Below are 19,655 nucleotides of genomic sequence, written 5' to 3' on the forward strand. Positions count from 1 at the left end.
TCATAATGACCAATCATTCTTCCTTTGGGAGTCAATATGACCTCAAAAGTCCTGCTCGACGCCTTGCTCCCGCTGGTAGCCGACCTGTCACGTCAGATTGATGACCGTGAGCGCTACCGCCGCCTGCTGCAGACCTTGCGCACGCTGTTCCCCTGCGATGCTGCAGCCTTGCTGCGACTGGAGGGCGAGCTGCTGGTGCCGCTGGCCATCGACGGACTTTCCAGCGATACCTTGGGCCGCCGTTTCCGCATCGCCGACCATCCGCGCTTCGGCGTGCTGCTGGCCAATCTCGGGCCGACACGCTTTCCTGCCGATTCAAGCCTGCCTGATCCCTACGACGGTCTGGTCGACGGCTTGAATGACGCCCATTCCGGCGCGCTGGAAGTGCACGATTGCATGGGCTGTGCGCTCTCGGTCAATGGCCGTCCATGGGGCTTGGTCACGCTGGATGCGTTGGGTGCAGGGCGTTTCGACGGCGTCGACATGGCCTCGCTGCAGGCTTTTGCGGCGCTGGCGGCTGCCACCGTCCACGTGGCCGAACGCATCGACGACCTGGCCGCCGCCGGTGAACGGGCGCGCCAGCGTGCCGAAGCCTACCGGCTGGGGCTGGAGGAGAGCCAGGGCAAGCGCGAACTGATCGGCCAGAGTCCGGCGCAGCAACAGCTGCTGGACGAGATCCGCATGGCCGCCCCCAGCGACATGACGGTGCTGGTCACCGGCGAAACCGGCACCGGCAAGGAACTGGTGGCCCACGCCCTGCACGCAGCCTCGCCCCGTGCGCACAAGCCCATGATCAGCCTGAACTGCGCAGCCTTGCCCGATACGCTGGTCGAGAGTGAATTGTTCGGCCACGTGCGCGGGGCTTTCTCGGGAGCCGTCGCAGACCGTCGCGGCAAGTTCGAGATGGCCGATGGCGGCACGCTGTTTCTGGATGAAGTCGGGGAGCTGCCGCTGGCGGTGCAGGCCAAGATGTTGCGGGTGCTGCAGAGCGGGCAGTTGCAACGGGTCGGTTCAGACCGCGAGCACCGCGTGGACGTGCGCCTGATCGCTGCCACCAACCGGGACCTGGCCGAGGAAGTGAAGCGCGGCCATTTCCGCGCGGATTTCTATCACCGCTTGTCGGTGTTCCCGATCCGCGTGCCACCGCTGCGCGAGCGCGGGCGCGATGTGCTGCTGCTGGCCGGCTATTTCCTGGAGCAGAACCGGGGGCGCCTGGGCTTGTCCAGTCTGCGCCTGGCAGCCGATGCCCAGCGCGCACTGCTGGACTACCCCTGGCCCGGCAACATCCGCGAACTGGAACACCTGATCGGGCGCAGCGCCCTGCGCGCCCTGGCATCGCAGCCAAAACGATCCGCCATCCTGACGCTGGATGCGGCGGCGCTGGAGCTGGGACATTCCGCCCGCCCGCTTGCCTCGCCTGACACTGCGGCCAACGCACAAGCCGAACCCGCGCAGCCGGGCGAAGGCCTGCGCGCAGCTGTCGAGCGCTTCGAGCGCAAGCTGGTCAGTGATTGTCTCGAACGCCATGGCGGCAACCTGGCCGCGACGGCGCGGGAGCTGGGAGTGGACCGGGCCAACCTGAACCGGCTGGCCAGGCGTCTCGGACTGCGTTGAGCCGAGGGGAGGGTGGTTTACGGTCGATATGAAGAAAAAGAAGAGAAAACGGCCGGAATCCGTCAGGGCAGGCTGCCCATCATGATTCCGGCCGTGGCGGTGTGAAGCCTTGTGTCAAAAAGCCAGAGCGGGGAACAGCCTCAGGCGTCTTGACGCTCCACATCCAGTTCTGCCAGCTGGCCGCGAATGCGGATGGCCGTCAGGTTGCGGGCGGCAGCGGCATCGTCGTTGACGTGTTGCAGGTCTTCGGGCGGTGCGCTGATGACCTTCACGGGTGCGCCTGCGGGTGCAGTGACGGTAACGCCGGGGTTGAGTTGCGACATGATGATCTCCAAGGGATGAAAATCTCGTGCAGGCCCGCCGGAACGGATCTTGGCGGGCAGGGCAGCTATACGTTATATGAACGTTTTAGCAAGCCAGATGATGCAATATTAGCCGGTTTGGTTGCGCTGCAACAGGTATTGAGCTGCTTAAATTTTTGTAGGAAGACACGCACTGTTGAAGACCGGCAATCCTTGTGTTCCGGCAATGGCAGGGCGGCTCCGGGCAAATTTGCTGCGGAGCAAAAACGAGCTGATCTGATCGGTCGTCTGTCGTACGCGGGATGGCTTTTCCGCCTGCTGTCCTACGCAAGCTGCTGGCGTTGGCCGATGCCATCCGCCCAGTGGGCCGGCTAGCCTATGGGTTCGCCTCATCGTCCGATGAGCCCATCCCCATCAGGAAGGAGTTCCCATGACCGAACGCAAGCAAGACAATTCCAACACTTACAAGATCATCGAAGTCGTCGGCAGCTCGCCCAACGGCACGGATGAAGCGATCCGCAACGCCATTGCCGACGTGGCCAAGACCGTCAAGAACGTAGACTGGTTCGAGGTCACGCAATGCCGGGGCCATGTGGAAAATGGCAGCATCGGCCATTTCCAGGTGGGCTTGAAGATCGGTTTCCGCGTCGAATCCTGAGCGATCAAGGCCGATGCCATGGATGAGGGATACAGGCAGGCAATGCGCATCGCCACCGGATAGCGATGTTCAATTTGCGCCTGCGGCATCGGCTCGCTAAGCTGAAGGCTCTTCGCACCCGGCGCCCTGAACCCTTGATCCAGGGCGTTTCAATGACGGCACCTCGAGCCGCTTTTTCCCGTAAATCATTTAGCCATCAAGTAGCTCATCTGGCAGTGCAGCGTGGCGAGCTCTTCCGTGATTGAAGAGCGCAAGCCGGCTGTGCGATGCCGGCTTGTTGCTTTATGGTGATCGTCGAGGCATTGAGGCGTGGGCATTTTCGCCGCGCTGCAACAGTAGGATTCATCCTACGCCATCTCAGGCCGCTGTCCGATAGTGAGCGGATCTGCCGATCCGTATAACGTAATCATCGGCGCTCAAAAGACTGTCCAGTCCAACACAACAACAAGGACGTGTTTTCGCCCCGGCCCCCGGATCAAGCCACGGCCAGGACGAAGACCTATGCGATGCGACGAGCCAAGGGTGCTTTCCATCTCAGGTGCTTTCACACATTAGGGGTCCATCTTGCAAGCTCGAGTTCTGTTAGTCAGCTCAGAGGCCGTACCGCTCGTCAAGACCGGTGGCCTGGCCGACGTGATTACCGCGCTGGCCGTATCGCTGCGCAAAGTCGGCATCGATGCCAGCATCCTCATGCCCGCCTATCCGGAGGCGGTCCGCAATCTCGGCGACACGGTGCAGATCGGCCTGAAGCACGGCCTGCCCGGCGGTGCCGGCCGGATTCTGCGCGGCACCATCCCCGGTACCGACGTGCCGGCGCTGCTGCTGGATACGGCGCGTTTCCGCCAGCGCGGAGCCAATCCTTACGTCGATACCGACGGCGTCGAGTTCAGCGACAACGCGCTGTGCTTCGCCGATCTGTCGCACGCCGCTGTGGCCATCTGCGCTGGTGAAACCAGCCTGCCGGTGCCGCACGTGGTGCACGCCAACGACTGGCACGCCGGCCTGATTCCCTGCCTGTTGAAGCTGCGCGGGCTGGATCACATCGGTACCATGCTGACCATTCACAATCTGGCTTTCCAGGGCAATTTCGCGCTGGAGTCGGCCGAGCAGATCGGTATTCCCCAGCATCTGCTGACCGGCGATGGCGTCGAATACTGGGGCAAGTTGTCCTTCCTCAAGGCCGGCATTCGCTTCTCCGATTGCGTCTCCACCGTCAGCAAGAACTACGCGGAAGAGATCATGACCCCGCGCTTCGGCTGCGGCATGGACGGCATTCTTTCCTTCCGCAAGCTGGATCTGCGCGCCATTCCCAATGCCATCGATGCTGAACTGTGGAATCCGGCGGATGATCCGCTCATCGCCCGCAACTTCAGCATCGGCAACATGAAGGGCAAGGCTGCCTGCAAGCGCGACCTGCAAAAGCTCTTCGGTTTGCCAGTGGATCCCTTCGCCCCCGTCATGGGCCTGGGCTCGCGCATCTCGCACCAGAAGATGGCCGATGTCGTCATCGAAGCGCTGCCCGGCATCATGGAGCGCCATCCGCGCCTGCAGGTGGTGATCCTGGGTTGTGGTGATCACGACTACGAAGCCGCCTTCCTCGATCTGGCCGAGCGTTATCGCGGCCGCATCGCGGTCCACATCGGCTATGACGAGCGCCGCGCGCACGCCCTGCATGCGGGCAGCGACATGTTGCTGCACCCGACCCGCTTCGAACCTTTCGGCCTTACTCCCCTGTATGCCATGCGCTACGGTGCCATCCCCATCGGCTCGCGCGTCGGTGGCCTGGTCGACACCGTGTGCGATGCCGACCGCGATCCACAGCGCGCCACCGGCGTCCTGTTCGAAGGCGAGAGCGCCGCCGACATGCAGCACGCCGTGGCGCGTGCCTTCGCACTGTACAACGACACCGAGCGCTGGCAGAGCGTGCAGCGCAATGCCATGAGCATCGACTGTGATTGGGCCGGCCCGACCCGCGCCTATATCGACGCCTATGCGCACGTGGCCGACATGGCGGTGCGCCCGTTGTTCGCACCGCGCCCGTTGTCGGTGGAACGTCCCGCTATCCAGGCGCATGCCCATCCGGAGCGCATGGTCAGTCCGGCGGCCGCCATCGCTGCGGCACTGGCCGGCGTGGTCGGCGTACCCGCGGCCGTGGCGGCTGCCTGAGCGACGAGGCGCCGGGGCGATTGCTCCAGCGTTGCGCCCCTTGTGATTCTGTTTTGATCCTTACCCGGTCCGCATGGACCGGGCAGGGAGAGTGTTTGCCGGCGCGCCGTCCTCAGCGCGCCGGTTTTTGATTCCGCTGTTTTGATTCCGCTGTTTTGCGATGTTTCGATCAACCCCGATAACAACAACAGGAGTGTGCATGTCCGGCATGTCTGTCACGGCATATAGGGCGTCCACGACGCCCCAGGAAGAGACTTCCGACGCCAGCTCGGCCGCCCCCGGTTCCGCTTCGGCGCAGCCGCCGTCTTCTTCTCATTCCTCTCATCCCCCTGAATTCCCGGAACAAACCGCCTTGTCCCTTTCCCTTGAAGAGCAGGGCCTGCTCGAAGCCTTGCTGGCCGGTCGCCTGACACAGCCCTTCGGCCTGCTCGGCCCGCGCTATGCCAGCCAATCCAGTGGCGTTTCTGCCATCCGCGCCTTCCATCCCGGCGCGGCGGCGGTACGTGTGCGATGCCGGCACAGCGGCGCGCTGCTGGGTGAGTTGCAGCAGTTCGATCTGCATGGCCAGCCCAGCGGCTTCTTCAGTGGTGTGGCCACTGGTCTCGACCAGCGTCGCCATCAAGTGCCTTATGTGCTTGAAGTGGACTGGTTGATCCCGGACGGCAGCCGCAGCGTGCAAAGCACGGAAGACCCCTATGCCTTCGGCCTCCTGCTCGGCGAGCTCGACCTGCACCTGTTGCGCGAAGGCCGCCATCGCCAGCTGGCTGATTGCCTGGGCGCACGTCCGATGGACATCGACGGCGTGCCCGGGACGCGCTTCGCGGTGTGGGCACCGAATGCCGAGCGTGTCTCGGTGGTCGGCGATTTCAACCAGTGGGACGGCCGCCGCCACGTCATGCGCCTGCGCCATGAATCCGGCGTGTGGGAACTGTTCATCCCGCGCATCGGCCCCGGCGATGTCTACAAGTACGAAATCCTGGGCCGCGATGGTACCTTGCTGCCGCTCAAGGCCGACCCCGTCGCGCGCGCTACCGAACCCCCGCCGGCCACCGCGTCGGTCGTGGCTGATGCCCGTCCTTACCTGTGGCAGGACCAGCAGTGGATGGCCGAGCGTGCACAGCGCCAGTCGCTGTCGGCACCGATGTCCATCTATGAGCTGCATCCTGCGTCGTGGCGGCGTATCCCCGAACAGGCGCACCGCAACCTCAGTTGGGATGAGTTGGCCGATGAGCTGATCCCCTATGTGGTCGGCATGGGCTTCACCCATATCGAACTGATGCCGGTGATGGAACACCCCTTCGGCGGTTCCTGGGGCTACCAGCCCATCAGCATGTTTGCCCCCAGTGCCCGCTTCGGCAAACCGGAGCGCTTTGCGGCCTTCGTCGACCGTTGCCACCAGGCCGGTATCGGCGTGTTGCTGGATTGGGTGCCGGCGCATTTCCCCAGCGACCAGCATGGCCTGGCGCAATTCGACGGTACCGCGCTGTATGAGCACGCTGATCCGCGCGAAGGTTTCCATCAGGACTGGAATACGCTGATCTTCAACCTCGGCCGCAATGAAGTGCGCGGCTTCCTGATCGCCAGCGCCCTGGAATGGATAGAACACTTCCACGTTGACGGCCTGCGTGTGGATGCGGTGGCCTCAATGCTGTATCGCGACTACAGCCGCAAGTCCGGCGAATGGGTGCCCAACATCCACGGCGGGCGCGAGAACCTGGAGGCCGTGGCCTTCCTGCGTGAACTCAATACCGTGGTGGCGCAGCGCTGCCCCGGTGTGCTGATGATCGCCGAGGAATCGACCTCCTGGCCCGGCGTGACCTCCGAGGTCAGCAACGAGGCCGACCATCACGGCCTGGGTTTCAGCTACAAGTGGAACATGGGCTGGATGAACGACACCCTGCGCTACATGCAGCATGACCCGCTGTTCCGTCGCTATCACCACCACGACATGACATTCGGTTTGCTATATGGATTCTCGGAAAACTTCATCTTGCCGATATCGCACGATGAGGTGGTCCATGGCAAGCGCGCGCTGCTCAACAAGATGCCCGGCGACGAATGGCGCCGCTTCGCCAACGTCCGTGCGTATTACGGATTCATGTGGACGCATCCCGGCAAGAAGCTGCTGTTCATGGGCAGCGAGTTCGGCCAGCCTGACGAGTTCGACCATGACAAGTCCCCCTACTGGCACCTGCTCAACGAACACGGCGATCATCCTGCCGGCCATCGCCAGTTGCGCCAGCTGGTCAGCGACCTGAACCATCTGTATCGCAGCGAGCCTGCCTTGCACCAGCGCGACTGCCGCGCCGACGGTTTCTCCTGGGCGGTGGGCGACGACAGCGTCAACAGCGTGCTGGCGTATTTCCGCTATGCCGATGAGGGTCCGCCAGTGCTGATCGTGGTCAACCTGACCCCGGTACCGCGCACCCATTACCGTATCGGCGTGCCACCGATCGCGCCCGGCCATCATGGCGTCTGGCGCGAAGTGCTCAATACCGATGCCGCCGTCTATGGCGGCAGCAACAGCGGCAACATGGGCCAGGTGCAAGTGCAGGAATTCGGCTGGCACGGCCACCCGACTTCCATCGAACTGAACCTGCCCCCGCTGTCCACCCTGATCCTGCGTAGAGAGTCCTGATAATGAGCGTCGCCTTTCCTGATCGCCTGATGCCAGGCTTGCCTTACCCCCTCGGTGCCACCTCCGACGGCCTGGGGGTCAATTTTGCGGTGTTCTCGGCCAATGCCACCCGCATGGACCTCTGCCTGTTCGACCCCTCCGGCAAGCGCGAACTCAAGCGCATCACGCTGCCCGAATGTACCGATGAAGTGTGGCACGGCTACCTGCCCGGTGCCGCGCCCGGCCTGGTCTATGGTTTCCGTGCCCACGGTCCTTACGAGCCGACCAAGGGCCATCGCTTCAATCCCAACAAGCTGCTGCTGGATCCTTACGCCAAGCGCCTGGTCGGCCAGGTGCGCTGGACCGATGCGCTCTATGGCTATCGCCTGCACTCGGCGCGTGCCGACCTGTCCTTCGATCGTCGCGACAGTGCCGCCGCCATGCCCAAGGCCATGGTCACCGATGATGCCTTCGTGTGGGAACACGATCGCCTGCCGCAGGTGCCGTGGAACAAGACGGTGATCTACGAGGCCCACGTCAAGGGCATTTCCAAGATGCGCGAGGATCTGCTGCCGCATGAGCGCGGCACCTTCGCCGCCTTGTCCGATCCGGCCTTCATCGATCACCTGCTGCGCCTGGGCGTCACCACCCTGGAACTGATGCCGGTGCACGCCTTCCTGCAGGACAGCTTCCTGATCGAACGCGGCCTCTCCAATTACTGGGGCTACAGCACGCTGTCGTATTTCGCACCGGAGCCGTCCTACATGTCCATGGGCGATCCCAACGAATTGCGCATGGCAGTGCGCCGCCTGCACAGCGCCGGCATCGAGGTGATTCTCGACGTGGTGTACAACCACACCAGCTGCGGCAGCGAACTCGGACCCACGCTGTCTTTCCGTGGCCTCGACAATGCCAGCTACTTCCGTTTGCTGCCGGGGCAGGAGCGCTATCACATCAACGATACCGGCTGCGGTAATACGCTCAATCTGTCGCATCCACGTGTATTGCAGATGGTGATGGATTCGCTGCGCTACTGGGCGCAGTCCTTCCATATCGACGGCTTCCGTTTCGATCTGGGTTCCACGTTGGGACGCGAGCCGCATGGCTTCGATCCGGGTTCGGGCTTCTTCGACGCGCTGCTGCAGGACCCGGTTCTGTCCAAGCTCAAGCTGATCTCCGAACCTTGGGATATCGGCCCCGGCGGCTACCAGCTCGGCAATCATCCGGCGCGCTTCGGCGAGTGGAATGACAAATTCCGCGACGACATGCGCAAGTTCTGGAAGGGCGATGAAGCCATGCGCGGCGGCTTTGCCCAGCGCATGATGGGCTCGGCCGAACTGTTCGAGCACAATCGCCGCAAGCCCTGGGCGACGGTCAACTTCATCGCTTCGCACGATGGTTTCACGCTGCGCGATCTGGTCAGCTACAACGGCAAGCACAACGACGCCAATGGCGAGAACAACAACGACGGCCACAACGACAACGCCAGCTACAACTGGGGCGCTGAAGGCGAGACCGATGATCCGGCCATCCAGGCCACCCGCGCCTGTGTGCAGCGCTCCATGCTGGCCTCCACGCTGCTGGCGCAGGGTACGCCGATGCTGCTGGCCGGTGACGAGTTCAATCGCAGCCAGGGCGGCAACAACAATGCCTATTGCCAGGACAACGACATTTCCTGGATCAACTGGGAACAGGCCCGCTCGCCAGAGGGTGCCGCGCTGACCGCCTTCGTCGGCCGCGTGACGGCGATCCGGCGCGACTTCGACGTCCTGCGTGCGAGTTACTTCCTGCATGGCAACCAGATGGTGGCCGATGGCTTGCCGGATGTGGCCTGGTTCGATGAATCGGCGCAACCGGTCACCAGCGAAGACTGGAACAATCCGGTGGCGCGCGCCATTACCCTGCAACTGGCGGGCAAGCGGCTGGAGCCGCACAAACAGCTGAGCTCACGCTTGTACGACGCCGCCAACGTGGGCGCGGACGGGCCGGGCGAGGCGCAGGAAGTGCCACCCGATGTGCTGATGATCTTCGTCAATGCCGGTCACGAGCCCATCGAATTCAGCTTCCCGCGCACCGAGGGCGAGTACTTCCTGCTGCTCGACTGCGCCCAGCCGACCGGCATGCCGGAAGGCGAGGGCGGCCAGGTCAAGGTCGACGGCAGCGCCTCCGTGCAGGTCCAGGCGCACACCCTGCAGGTGTTTGCCAACCGGCCCTTGCATCTGTCTTCGGCCATCTATCCGCTGGCCGCCAATGAATGGATCAAACGCAACGAATGGGGAGAACGCGCATGAGCGCCCGCTTTTCCGTGAAGCTGCCGTTCGGCGCGCAGGTCACCGCGCCCGGCCAGGTGCGCTTCCGCGTCTGGGCACCCGGTGCCGACGCGGTCGCGGTGGACATCACCGGCCGTGGCCGCCTGCCCATGAGTGCCGAGGATGCGGCCTCCCCAGCGTGGTACGTGCTCGAGACCGAGTGTGATCCGGGCACCCTGTATCGCTATGTGTTCCAGACCCGCGAGCAGGGCGAAGTGACTGCACCGGACCCGGCCTCGCGCGGCCAGGCCGGCGATGTCTTCGATCCCAGCGTGGTGGTCGATCCGGAAGCCTTCCTCTGGCAGCACACGAACTGGCAGGGGCGTCCGTGGGAAGAGACCGTGCTGTACGAATTGCATCCGGGCGCAATGGGCGGCTTTGCCGGCATCCAGCAGCGCCTGGCCGAACTGGCCGAGCTGGGCATCACCGCCATCGAACTGATGCCGGTGGCCGAATTCCCCGGGGCCCACAACTGGGGCTACGACGGCGTGCTGCCGTTCGCGCCCGATGCCAGCTATGGCACGCCGGACCAGCTCAAGGCGCTGATCGATACTGCGCACGGACTGGGCATGATGGTGTTCCTCGATGTGGTCTACAACCACTTCGGGCCGGATGGCAACTACCTGCACAGCTATGCGCCGGATTTCTTCCGCCATGACATGAATACCCTGTGGGGTGCCACCATCGATTTCCGCCGGCCGGAAGTGGCGGACTTCTTTACACAGAACGCGCTGTACTGGCTGCAGGAATATCGTTTCGACGGCCTGCGCCTGGATGCCGTGCACGCCATCTGCGAGCCCGACTGGCTGGTGGCGCTGGGTCAGCGCGTCCGTGCCGAGATCGGCAATGAACGCCATGTGCATCTGGTGCTGGAGCATGACGGCAACGCCGCGCATCTGCTGGGCTATACCGCTGCCGTCGAGGCCGAGGCGGAAGTGGCCGAGATCGGCCAAGTGCGCGAGCGCTCCAGCCATGTCTACGATGCGCAGTGGAATGATGATGCCCATCACGTCCTGCACGTGCTGCTGACCGGCGAGGACAGCGGCTACTACAGCGCCTATGCCGAGGCCCCCGCGGAGAAACTGGCGCGCTGCCTGCAACAGGGCTTCGTCTATCAGGGCGAGGTTTCGCCGTATTCCGGTGAGCCGCGTGGCGAGCCCAGTGCGGACCTGCCGCCCACGGCCTTCGTCAATTTCCTGCAGAACCACGACCAGATCGGCAATCGCGCCTTCGGTGAGCGCCTGACCGTGCTGGCCCATCCGCTGGCCTTGCACGCCGCACAGGCCCTGATCCTGCTGGCACCGCAGGTGCCGATGCTGTTCATGGGCGAGGAATTCTGCGCGGTGCAGCCTTTCCTCTATTTCACCAGCCATCGCGACGAAGAACTGGTGAAGGCAGTGCGGGAAGGGCGCCGACGCGAGTTCGCGCGCTTCCCGCAATTTGCCGATCCCAAGCTGCTGGAGCAGATTCCCGATCCCAACAGTTTTGCCACCTTCGTGTCCTCCATTCCGGAGCCCGGTCCGGCACCGGGTTCTGCGGCTTGCCTGCGGCGCGTCGCCGAACTGCTGCACATCCGCAAGCTGCACATCGTGCCCTACCTGCGTGGAGCCAAGTCGCTGGAGGCGCGCGCCATCGGTCCCAAGGCCGTGCACGCGCGCTGGCAACTGGCCAATGGCAGCGTCCTCAACATCACGGTCAATCTGGACGAAGCGCCGCTGCAGGAAGCCCTGGACGATCTGGCCCAGCCGGCCGGAGCCGACGTGCTCTTCGACAGTGGCGGCGCACTGGAGGCGCTGGCCGCCGGCAGCTTCCCGGGCCATGCCATCCTGGCACTGCGCGAACCTCCGGCCGCCGCCGAGGCCGGGAGCGCAGCATGAACGCCGCCCTGCGCCAGCCGGCTACGACAGCGGCCCCCGAACTCATTGCCCCGGTGAGTACGTCCTCGTCTAAAAACGATTTATATCGTTTGGCAGAACGTGCCGGCATTGCCGTCCACTGGATCGACGCTTACGACCAGCCGCAGGTCGTCGCCGATGAGGCTTTGCAGGCGATCCTGGAAGCGCTGGGCCTGCCCTGCGCTACGGCCAGCGACTCCCGTGACAGCCTGGCGCAGCTCGACCGCGAGCATGCGGTAGGCTATCTGCCTCCGCTGTTGACGGGCGTACAGCATCAGCCGGTTGCACTGCCTGCACATTCGCGCTTGCATGGACTGTCCTGCCGCGTGGAGCTGGACAACGGCGCCCGCCTGACCCTGCTGATCTCCTCCGATCTGAACGCGCCGCCGACCTTGCCGCCCATTGATGTCCCCGGCTATCACCGCCTGCTGGTGGCAGGTCACATCCTGACGCTGGCCATCGCACCGCCGCGTTGCTACACCATTGCCGATGCACTGGCCGAGCAGGGCCGCGAGCGCGGCTGGGCGCTGGCTGCGCAGGTCTATGGCTTGCGCAGCGACAGCCTCAAGGAAGCGCGCAAGGTCTATGGCGACGGCGGCATCGGCCACTTCGGCGCGCTGGCCGAGCTGGCACCGCTGGCCGCGCACTATGGTGCTGCGGCGCTGGCGATGTCGCCGGTGCATGCCATGTTTGCCGCCGATCCCGGCCGCAGCAGCCCGTATTCGCCATCCAGCCGTCTGTTCCTCAATCCGTTTCTGATCGATCCGGCCGGCATTCTCGGTGCTGATGCCCAGGCCCAGGTGCTGGCCGAGGGCGGCTCGGAAATGATTGCCGCACATGAACGCCTGCAACAAGCCAACCTGATCGACTGGGCGCGCGCCGGTGCGCATCGCATGACGCTGCTGCGCCGGCTCTATGCGCTGTTCCGCACCGAACATGCCGGCGATGCCACGCAGCAGGCGGCCTTCGCCGCCTTCCAGCTCGAAGGCGGTGCCGCACTGCGCGCCCACGCCTTGTTCGAAGCCTACAGCCACCACCTGAGCGGCCAGGGTGTCGCCGGTTGCTGCGACTGGCGGCAATGGGGCGAGGCTGGCCGCCATCCCGATACGCCCGAGATGCAAGCCTTTGCGGCCGAGCATGCGGGCGAGATCGATTTTCACCTGTTCCTGCAATGGCAGGCGGCACGCCAGCTGGCAGAGGCCCAGCACAGCGCTCGGGTGGCGGGCATGGCCATCGGTCTCATCGCCGATCTGGCCGTCGGTGCCGACAATGGCGGCAGCCAGGCCTGGAGCCATCAGGACGAGATCGCCGCCGGCCTGACCGTCGGCGCGCCACCGGATCGCCTGGCCCCGCAGGGCCAGAACTGGGGGCTGGGCGCGTTTTCGCCACTGGCCCTGCGCCGCACCGGCTATCGTGCTTACCTGTCCATGCTGCGTGCCACCTTCGCGCAGGGCGGCGGAGTCCGCATCGACCACGTGCTCGGCTTGAACCGCCTGTGGCTGGTGCCGCAGGGGAGAGAGGCCGATGCCGGGGCCTATGTATCCTTCCCCCAGCAGGACATGCTGCGCCTGATCGCGCTGGAGTCCTGGCGCTATCGGACCATCGTCATCGGCGAGGACCTGGGCACCGTGCCGCCCGGCTTCGATACCGTGCTGGATGAGGCGGGTGTCTCCGGTATTCGCGTGCTCTGGTTCCAGCGTGAGAAGACGAGTTTCCTGCCGCCCTCGGACTGGTCGCGCCAGGCCATTGCCGTGACGACCACGCACGATCTGCCGACCGTGGCCGGTTGGTGGTCCGGTGCCGATCTGGCCTGGCGCGAGCGTCTCGGGCAACTGGAGGACGGCTTGCCGGCCGCCCGTGAGCAGCGCCGCGAAGATCGCAGCCAGCTCTGGCAAGGACTGGTGCAGCAGGGCTGCGCGAGCGGCCCGCTGCCCGAAGCTGCGCCGGCCCTCAAGGAAGGCGACGAAGAGTCCGCCTTGCCCGTTGCGCTGGACGACTGTGCCATGGTGGTCGATGCCGCACTGGATTACGTCGCCGCCGCGCCTGCCTCGCTGGCCGTGGTGCCGGTGGAAGACATCCTCGGCCTGACCCAGCAACCCAATCTGCCCGGCATGACCGAGCCTCACCCCAACTGGCGTCGCCGTTTGCCGGAAGATACGCCGCAACTGTTTTCCGCCTACGCCGCCAAGGCCAGGCTGGAGCGCCTGCGCCGCGTGCGCGGCGGCACCGCCAAGGAGATTTGATGCCAGCCCCTTCCGTATCGCCAGACCCCGCGGCGCACAGCAGCATCCCGCGCGCCACCGCGCGGCTGCAGCTGCACCGTGATTTCCGTTTCGAGCAGGCGGCCGCGACGGTGGACTACTACCACCGCCTGGGCATCAGCCACTTCTATCTTTCGCCCATCCTGGTGGCGCGCCCCGGTTCCACCCATGGCTATGATGTGGTGGATGCCACCCGCATCAATCCCGAACTGGGGGGCGAAGCCGGACTGCGCCAGTTGCACCAGCGCTTGCACGCACAGGGCATGGGCATCGTGGTCGACATCGTGCCCAACCACATGGCCGTGGGCCATTACAATGCGTGGTGGCAGGACGTGCTGCGCTGGGGCCGCCACAGCCGCCACGCCGAATGGTTCGACATCCATTGGGACAGCCCCGATCCGGCCCTGAGCGGCAAGGTCCTGCTGCCTTTCCTGGGACAACCCTACGCGGAAGCGCTGGAGGCGGGTGAGCTGGTGTTGCGCTTTGACGCCGAGCACGGCGAACTGCAGATTGTGCATCACGACAATGTGTTCCCGCTTACGCCCACGGATTACGCCGCCGTACTGGAGACGGCAGGCAGTCCGCGACTCAAGGATGTGATCGCTGCCTTTGCCGCCATCGATCCCGCGCACGAGGGCAAGGATGGCCGCGCCGATTCTGCCCGCGCGCAATTGCGCGCCCTGGCCGCCGATCCCGAGGCGCGGGCCGACATCGACGCCGCGCTCGCTGCGTTCTCGGCCAGCCAGCCTCATGGCCGCAGTGCCATGCATCAATTGCTGGAGCGTCAGCACTATCGTCTGGCGTACTGGCGCAATGCCGCCGATGAGATCAACTGGCGGCGCTTCTTCGAAGTGAGCGAACTGGTGGGCATGCGCGTGGAGCGCGAAGACGTCTTCGAGGCCATGCATGCCGAGATCTTCCGGCTTTATGCCGAGGGCATCATCGATGGCTTGCGGCTGGACCATATCGATGGCCTGACCGATCCTGCCACCTATTGCCTGCGCTTGCGTGAGCGCCTGCGAACGCTGCGGCCCGGCCACGAACCCTATCTGATCGCCGAAAAGATTCTGGCCGGCGACGAAAGCCTGCCACCCGGCTGGCAGCTCGACGGCACCACCGGTTACGAGTTCATGGACCAATGCGGGGCGGTGCTGCACGATGGCGAGGGCGAGCCGGTGCTGGACGAACTCTGGCGCGACATTGTTGGCGAGTTGCCGGTGACGGCCGATCAGCTGCAGAGCCACGGTCCGGGCGAGTTGTGCCATTTCCCGACCATCGTGCAGGAGGCGCGGCGCAGCTTCCTGGTCCGCAATTTTGCTGCGGAATTCAACGCCCTGACGCTGTGCCTGCACCAGCTGGCGCGCAGCGCCACGCAGACGCGCGACCTGACGCTCATGTCCATTCGCCGTGCGGTGGCCGAGCTGCTGGTGCATTTCCCGGTCTACCGTACCTACGCCAACGAGCAGGGCATGCCGGCCGGGGAGCGCGAGCTGCTGGCCGCTACCGTGCAGAAGGCCGAGTCCACGCTGCATGCGGCCGACCATGCCACGCTGCATGTGGTGGAAGGCTGGCTGGGCGGGGACCTGTTGCTGGACAGCCGCGATGCGCATCGCCGCGCCCTGCAGCTGCGTGCCATGGCGCGATTCCAGCAACTGACGCCACCGCTGACGGCCAAGTCGATGGAGGACACGGCCTTCTATCGCTTTGGCCGACTGCTCTCGCGCAATGAAGTCGGTGCCGAGCCGGCCCATCTGTCACTGTCGGTGTCGCACTTCCACCGGCTCGCGGCCAGACGCGCCGAGCAGACGCCGGGCAGCCTGCTGGCCACTGGCACCCACGATCACAAGCGCGGGGAGGATGCCCGCATGCGGCTGGCCGCGCTCTCCGAAATTGCCGAGGAATGGTCCACGGTGCTGCGTCACTGGCACCAATTGAACGCGCCCATCGTGGCGGCGACGGCGGGCCAGCAGGGCGGCATCGATGCAGTCGATGAATGCATGCTGTACCAGACATTGGTCGGTGCCTGGCCCGACGGCATGCGTGCCGGTGACGATGACCTGAGTGCACTGGGCGAGCTGGCCGAGCGCGTGATCGCCTGGCAACGCAAGGCCTTGCGCGAAGCCAAGCGCCGCAGCGACTGGGTGGTGCCGCAGACTGACTACGAGGCGGCCTGCGAGCGCTTTACGCGCGCGCTGCTGTGTGATCCGGGACTCGATCCGCGCCATCATCCTTTCCTCACCGAGCTGGAAGATTTCGTGCGCCGGCTGGCACCGCTGGGCACGGTCAACAGCCTGTCGCAGACCATGCTCAAGCTGACCTCGCCGGGCGTACCGGATTTCTACCAGGGCAGCGAGCTGTGGGATTTGAGCATGGTCGATCCCGACAATCGTCGTCCGGTGGATTTCGCCTTGCGTGAACGGCGTCTGGCCGATGCCGTCAGCCGGCCGGTGTCGCTGCGTGACTGGCAGAGCGGCAGTGCCAAGCAGCAATTGATTCACGCCGTGCTGCAGTACCGGCGCGATCATGCGCTCTTGTTTGCGCAGGGTGCTTATGTTCCGTTGACCACCCACGGCAAGCTGGCGCGGCACGTGATCGCCTTTGCCCGGCTATTGCCGGTGCAGGAAGGGGGCGAGCACGCGCTTGAGGCAACATTGGTGATCTGCACGCGCCTGGCCGGTCATCTGCTGTCCTTCGAGGGACGCCGCGAAGAGGCCTTGCCGCTGGTCTCCGCCGAGTCCTGGGGCGATACGCGCATCGCCATTCCGCAGGTCCTGTCGCATGCTGGCGGCGGCATGCGCCGTTGGCGCAGCGTGCTCACCAGTGGCCAGGGTGAGCTGGAGGAGTGCGCCATGCCTGATGGCGAACGCGGCGGCAGCATTGTGGTGGCTGACATTCTGGGCAGCCTGCCGGTGGAATTGCTGGCGTTGCGTGTGAATTGAGCCGTAGCGTGAAGAGCCCCCGAACAACCGATTGTTCGGGGGCTCTGGGTTTCACGGATGGCGCTGCGCTTGTATGCGTCGTCACGCATGACTTCCTCTTTTCCTACATGGAAATGTTCCGCCGTCCGATGTCGTGCATTTGTCTCCGGCCACTACCATGACGCGATACCGGCATCTCCGCCGGCCCCGCCATGTTGTACAAGGAGTTTGCGCATGACCAAGTTGCCCGCCGCCGATCTGCAGCTGCCGCTGTTCACCTATGGCCAGCGCCAGTCGCTGACCGAGAAGAGCGCCTGGATCGCCCTGCAGGAACACCATCAATACAGCGCCCGTCATTTCCGGCTGGAGCGTCTCTTTGCTGCCGATGACAAACGCGGTGAAAAACTGGTGGCCGAAGCCGCCGGCATCTATCTCGACTATTCCAAAAACCTGGTCACCACCGAGACCATGACTCTTCTGATGAACCTGGCGCGCCAGTGCGACCTGCAGGATCGCATCGAGGCCATGTTCCGCGGTGACCGCATCAATGCCACCGAGCAGCGCTCGGTCTTGCACACAGCTCTGCGCATGCCTGCCGACGCACGCCTGGTGGTCGAAGGCGAGGACGTGATCGCATCGGTGCAAGAGGTGCTCTCCCGCATGGAGGCCTTCGCCGAACAGGTCCGCAGCGGCGCATGGACAGGCCACACCGGCCGTCGCATTCGCCACGTCGTCAACATCGGCATCGGCGGCTCCGACCTCGGCCCGATGATGGCGTACGAGGCATTGCGTCCCTATGCGCAACCGGACCTGTCTCTTCACTTCCTCTCGGACGTGGACGGTGCCGCGCTGCTGGAAACCGTGCGCCACCTGCCCGCCGAGGAGACGCTCTTCATCGTTTGTTCCAAAACCTTCACCACGCTCGAAACCACCACCAATGCGCGCGCGGCGCGCGAGTGGCTGGTGCGGCAATTGGGCGAAGAAGCAGCGGTGGCGCGTCATTTCGTCGGGGTCACCACCAACATCGAGGAGGCCAGCCGCTTCGGCATCGATCCGCAGAACATGTTCGGTTTCTGGGATTGGGTCGGCGGACGCTATTCCATGACCAGTGCCATCGGCCTGTCCACCATGATCGCCATCGGGCCTGAACATTTCCGCGAGATGCTGGCCGGCTTCCATGCCATGGATGAACACTTCCGTACAGCCCCGCTGGAAGCCAACGTGCCGGCCATCCTCGGCATGCTCACCGTCTGGTACACCAATTTCTTCGGTGCCACCAGTCAGGCGGTGCTGCCCTACAGTCAGTACCTGAAGCGCCTGCCAGCCTACCTGCAGCAGCTGACCATGGAGAGCAATGGCAAGCAGGTGAACTTGCAGGGCGATCCCGTGGACTACCAGACTTCGCCGGTTTACTGGGGTGACAATGGCATCAACGGCCAGCATTCCTTCTACCAGTTGCTGCACCAGGGCACGCAGATGATTCCCTGTGATTTCATCGGCTTCTGCCAGCCGGTGGAAGCACTTGGCGACCACCATGCGCTGCTGATGGCCAACATGTTTGCCCAGGCCGAGGCGCTGGCCTTCGGCAAGAATGCGCAGCGGGTGCGGGAAGAGGGCACGCCGGAATCCTTGACGCCGCATCGCGTCTTCCCTGGCAACCGTCCCAGCAACAGCATGCTGGTCGAGCGGCTTACTCCCCACAGCCTGGGCACGCTGGTGGCCTTGTACGAGCACAGCGTCTTTACCCAGGGCGTGATCTGGAATATCGACTCCTTCGATCAGTGGGGCGTGGAGCTGGGCAAGCAGTTGGCCAAGCGCACCGCGCGCCAGCTGCTCGATCCGGCCGAACCGCTGCACCATGACAGTTCCACCAACGCCCTGATTCGCCGTTATCGCAGCGCCTGGTCCGATCAGAACGATTGAACCGCGCTGCCCGCCCTTGCGCAGGAGAGACCATGAGCACCATCATCGCCGCCCGTTTCGATTTGCAGGAAGACGCCACGCATGCGGTCTCGGTGCTGGAAGAGGCCGGCTTTGCACGAGAGCGGATCAGCAGTTTTTTCGTCAACCCGGCGGGCCAGCATGACCGCTTTGCGGTCGGCGGCGATCGCGACAAATCACCCGGTGCCGAAGATACCGACCGCGGTGCCGCCGTCGGTGTTGCAGCGGGTGCCGGTGCGGGAGCGGCTGCCGGTCTGGCCACCGCACCCGTAACGGGCCCGCTCGGTGCGGCCCTGGGCGGTCTGGTCGGCGGCCATCTCGGTGGCTTGGTCGGCAGCCTGGCAGCGACCGATGAGGTCACGCCGCCGCGGCGTCTGGCAGGGATGCTGGTGGCAGTCGCCGTGGAGGACGAACCCCAAAGCCTGCAGGTCATCCGCCTGCTGCAAGGCGTGGACGGCAGCGATCTGGAACGCGCCGAGGGCAACATCCGCGCGGGCGACTGGATCGACTTTGATCCGCTCTCCCAGCCGCAGCCCGTGAATGCGTAGGGGCGCAGGGCTCCACGGCTGAGGTTCCGAATAGCCTCGCTTCACCCTGGCCCGGCAGTGTCCTGCCGGGCTTTTGCATTGACGCTTGCCATCGCGCACACGTGCGGGCATATTGTGAGTTTATAATCGTGCGTAACAATTGATTACCAGAAACGCACGCCTGCGGGGCCGGATCAACGTGATCCAGAGGCCGCAAGCAAACCGGGACGTGCGCAGGACAGAACAACAAGGAAACGCCGAAGGGGGCGCACTGCAGGTCAAGCCCGTGGCCGTCCGATGCAACCTGGCGCTCGCCGGGCAACGTGTCGCGGCAGCGCTTGACCGGTGGCTTTGCACCGTAAGAATGATCGTGAAGCGGGCGAATGCACATGAGATTGCTGACCAAGGGCTTGCTGATCGTTGCCATCCCAAGCCTGTTTGAAGTGC

Annotated in this window: 11 protein-coding genes; 10 read left to right on the forward strand and 1 reads right to left on the reverse strand. The window is 64.6% G+C overall.

The features are described 5' to 3' along the window. Positions 1-36: 36 nt before the first annotated feature. Positions 37-1,614 (forward strand): nitric oxide reductase transcriptional regulator NorR, encoded by a 1,578-nt coding sequence (gene norR, locus B3873_RS16425; protein ID WP_286867349.1) that lies wholly within the window; start codon positions 37-39, stop codon positions 1,612-1,614. A 140-nt stretch (positions 1,615-1,754) separates the two neighbouring features. Here norR and B3873_RS16430 read toward each other — a convergent pair whose 3' ends face one another. Continuing rightward, complete coding sequence (locus B3873_RS16430) at positions 1,755-1,937, reverse strand: hypothetical protein (protein WP_034330630.1); 183 nt, start codon at positions 1,935-1,937, stop codon at positions 1,755-1,757. 409 nt (positions 1,938-2,346) lie between these two features. Between B3873_RS16430 and B3873_RS16435 the strand changes: the two genes are divergently transcribed. From B3873_RS16435 to B3873_RS16475, 9 genes are all read left to right on the forward strand, one after another. Further along, on the forward strand, positions 2,347-2,574 hold the full coding sequence (locus B3873_RS16435) for a dodecin (protein WP_039787106.1): 228 nt from the start codon (positions 2,347-2,349) through the stop codon (positions 2,572-2,574). 564 nt (positions 2,575-3,138) lie between these two features. Continuing rightward, a complete protein-coding gene (glgA, locus tag B3873_RS16440; protein WP_039787103.1) occupies positions 3,139-4,740 on the forward strand; it encodes a glycogen synthase GlgA in 1,602 nt (533 codons plus the stop codon). Positions 4,741-4,939: 199 nt separating this feature from the next. Then, entirely contained in the window at positions 4,940-7,378 is a 2,439-nt protein-coding gene (gene glgB / locus B3873_RS16445) for a 1,4-alpha-glucan branching protein GlgB (protein WP_286867352.1), read from the forward strand. Between the two features lie 2 nt (positions 7,379-7,380). Further along, positions 7,381-9,648, forward strand: coding sequence for a glycogen debranching protein GlgX (gene glgX, locus B3873_RS16450; RefSeq protein ID WP_276841097.1), 2,268 nt, complete (start codon positions 7,381-7,383; stop codon positions 9,646-9,648). Continuing rightward, positions 9,645-11,543, forward strand: coding sequence for a malto-oligosyltrehalose trehalohydrolase (treZ, locus tag B3873_RS16455; RefSeq protein ID WP_286867353.1), 1,899 nt, complete (start codon positions 9,645-9,647; stop codon positions 11,541-11,543). Before glgX ends, treZ begins: the two co-directional genes overlap by 4 nt. Beyond that, positions 11,540-13,804, forward strand: coding sequence for a 4-alpha-glucanotransferase (gene malQ, locus B3873_RS16460; protein ID WP_286867354.1), 2,265 nt, complete (start codon positions 11,540-11,542; stop codon positions 13,802-13,804). Before treZ ends, malQ begins: the two co-directional genes overlap by 4 nt. Next, a complete protein-coding gene (gene treY / locus B3873_RS16465) occupies positions 13,804-16,761 on the forward strand; it encodes a malto-oligosyltrehalose synthase (RefSeq protein WP_286867356.1) in 2,958 nt (985 codons plus the stop codon). Before malQ ends, treY begins: the two co-directional genes overlap by 1 nt. Positions 16,762-16,974: 213 nt before the next feature. Then, the gene (pgi, locus tag B3873_RS16470) at positions 16,975-18,663 is read left to right on the forward strand and encodes a glucose-6-phosphate isomerase (RefSeq protein ID WP_286867357.1); all 1,689 of its coding nucleotides are present in this window, start codon (positions 16,975-16,977) and stop codon (positions 18,661-18,663) included. A gap of 32 nt (positions 18,664-18,695) precedes the next feature. After that, entirely contained in the window at positions 18,696-19,229 is a 534-nt protein-coding gene (locus B3873_RS16475) for a hypothetical protein (protein WP_209535756.1), read from the forward strand. Positions 19,230-19,655: the final 426 nt, after the last annotated feature.

The organism is Herbaspirillum sp. UBA812, from assembly GCF_002296545.1.
Classification (GTDB): domain Bacteria; phylum Pseudomonadota; class Gammaproteobacteria; order Burkholderiales; family Burkholderiaceae_D; genus Herbaspirillum; species Herbaspirillum huttiense.

Bases quoted from the DNA above. Each gene is read 5' to 3' on its own strand.
- treZ (WP_286867353.1), top strand. From the start codon at position 9,645: ATGAGCGCCCGCTTTTCCGTGAAGCTGCCGTTCGGCGCGCAGGTCACC.
- glgB (WP_286867352.1), top strand. From the start codon at position 4,940: ATGTCCGGCATGTCTGTCACGGCATATAGGGCGTCCACGACGCCCCAG.
- norR (WP_286867349.1), top strand. From the start codon at position 37: ATGACCTCAAAAGTCCTGCTCGACGCCTTGCTCCCGCTGGTAGCCGAC.
- treY (WP_286867356.1), top strand. From the start codon at position 13,804: ATGCCAGCCCCTTCCGTATCGCCAGACCCCGCGGCGCACAGCAGCATC.
- B3873_RS16435 (WP_039787106.1), top strand. From the start codon at position 2,347: ATGACCGAACGCAAGCAAGACAATTCCAACACTTACAAGATCATCGAA.
- glgX (WP_276841097.1), top strand. From the start codon at position 7,381: ATGAGCGTCGCCTTTCCTGATCGCCTGATGCCAGGCTTGCCTTACCCC.
- malQ (WP_286867354.1), top strand. From the start codon at position 11,540: ATGAACGCCGCCCTGCGCCAGCCGGCTACGACAGCGGCCCCCGAACTC.
- B3873_RS16475 (WP_209535756.1), top strand. From the start codon at position 18,696: ATGAGCACCATCATCGCCGCCCGTTTCGATTTGCAGGAAGACGCCACG.
- B3873_RS16430 (WP_034330630.1), bottom strand. From the start codon at position 1,937: ATGTCGCAACTCAACCCCGGCGTTACCGTCACTGCACCCGCAGGCGCA.
- pgi (WP_286867357.1), top strand. From the start codon at position 16,975: ATGACCAAGTTGCCCGCCGCCGATCTGCAGCTGCCGCTGTTCACCTAT.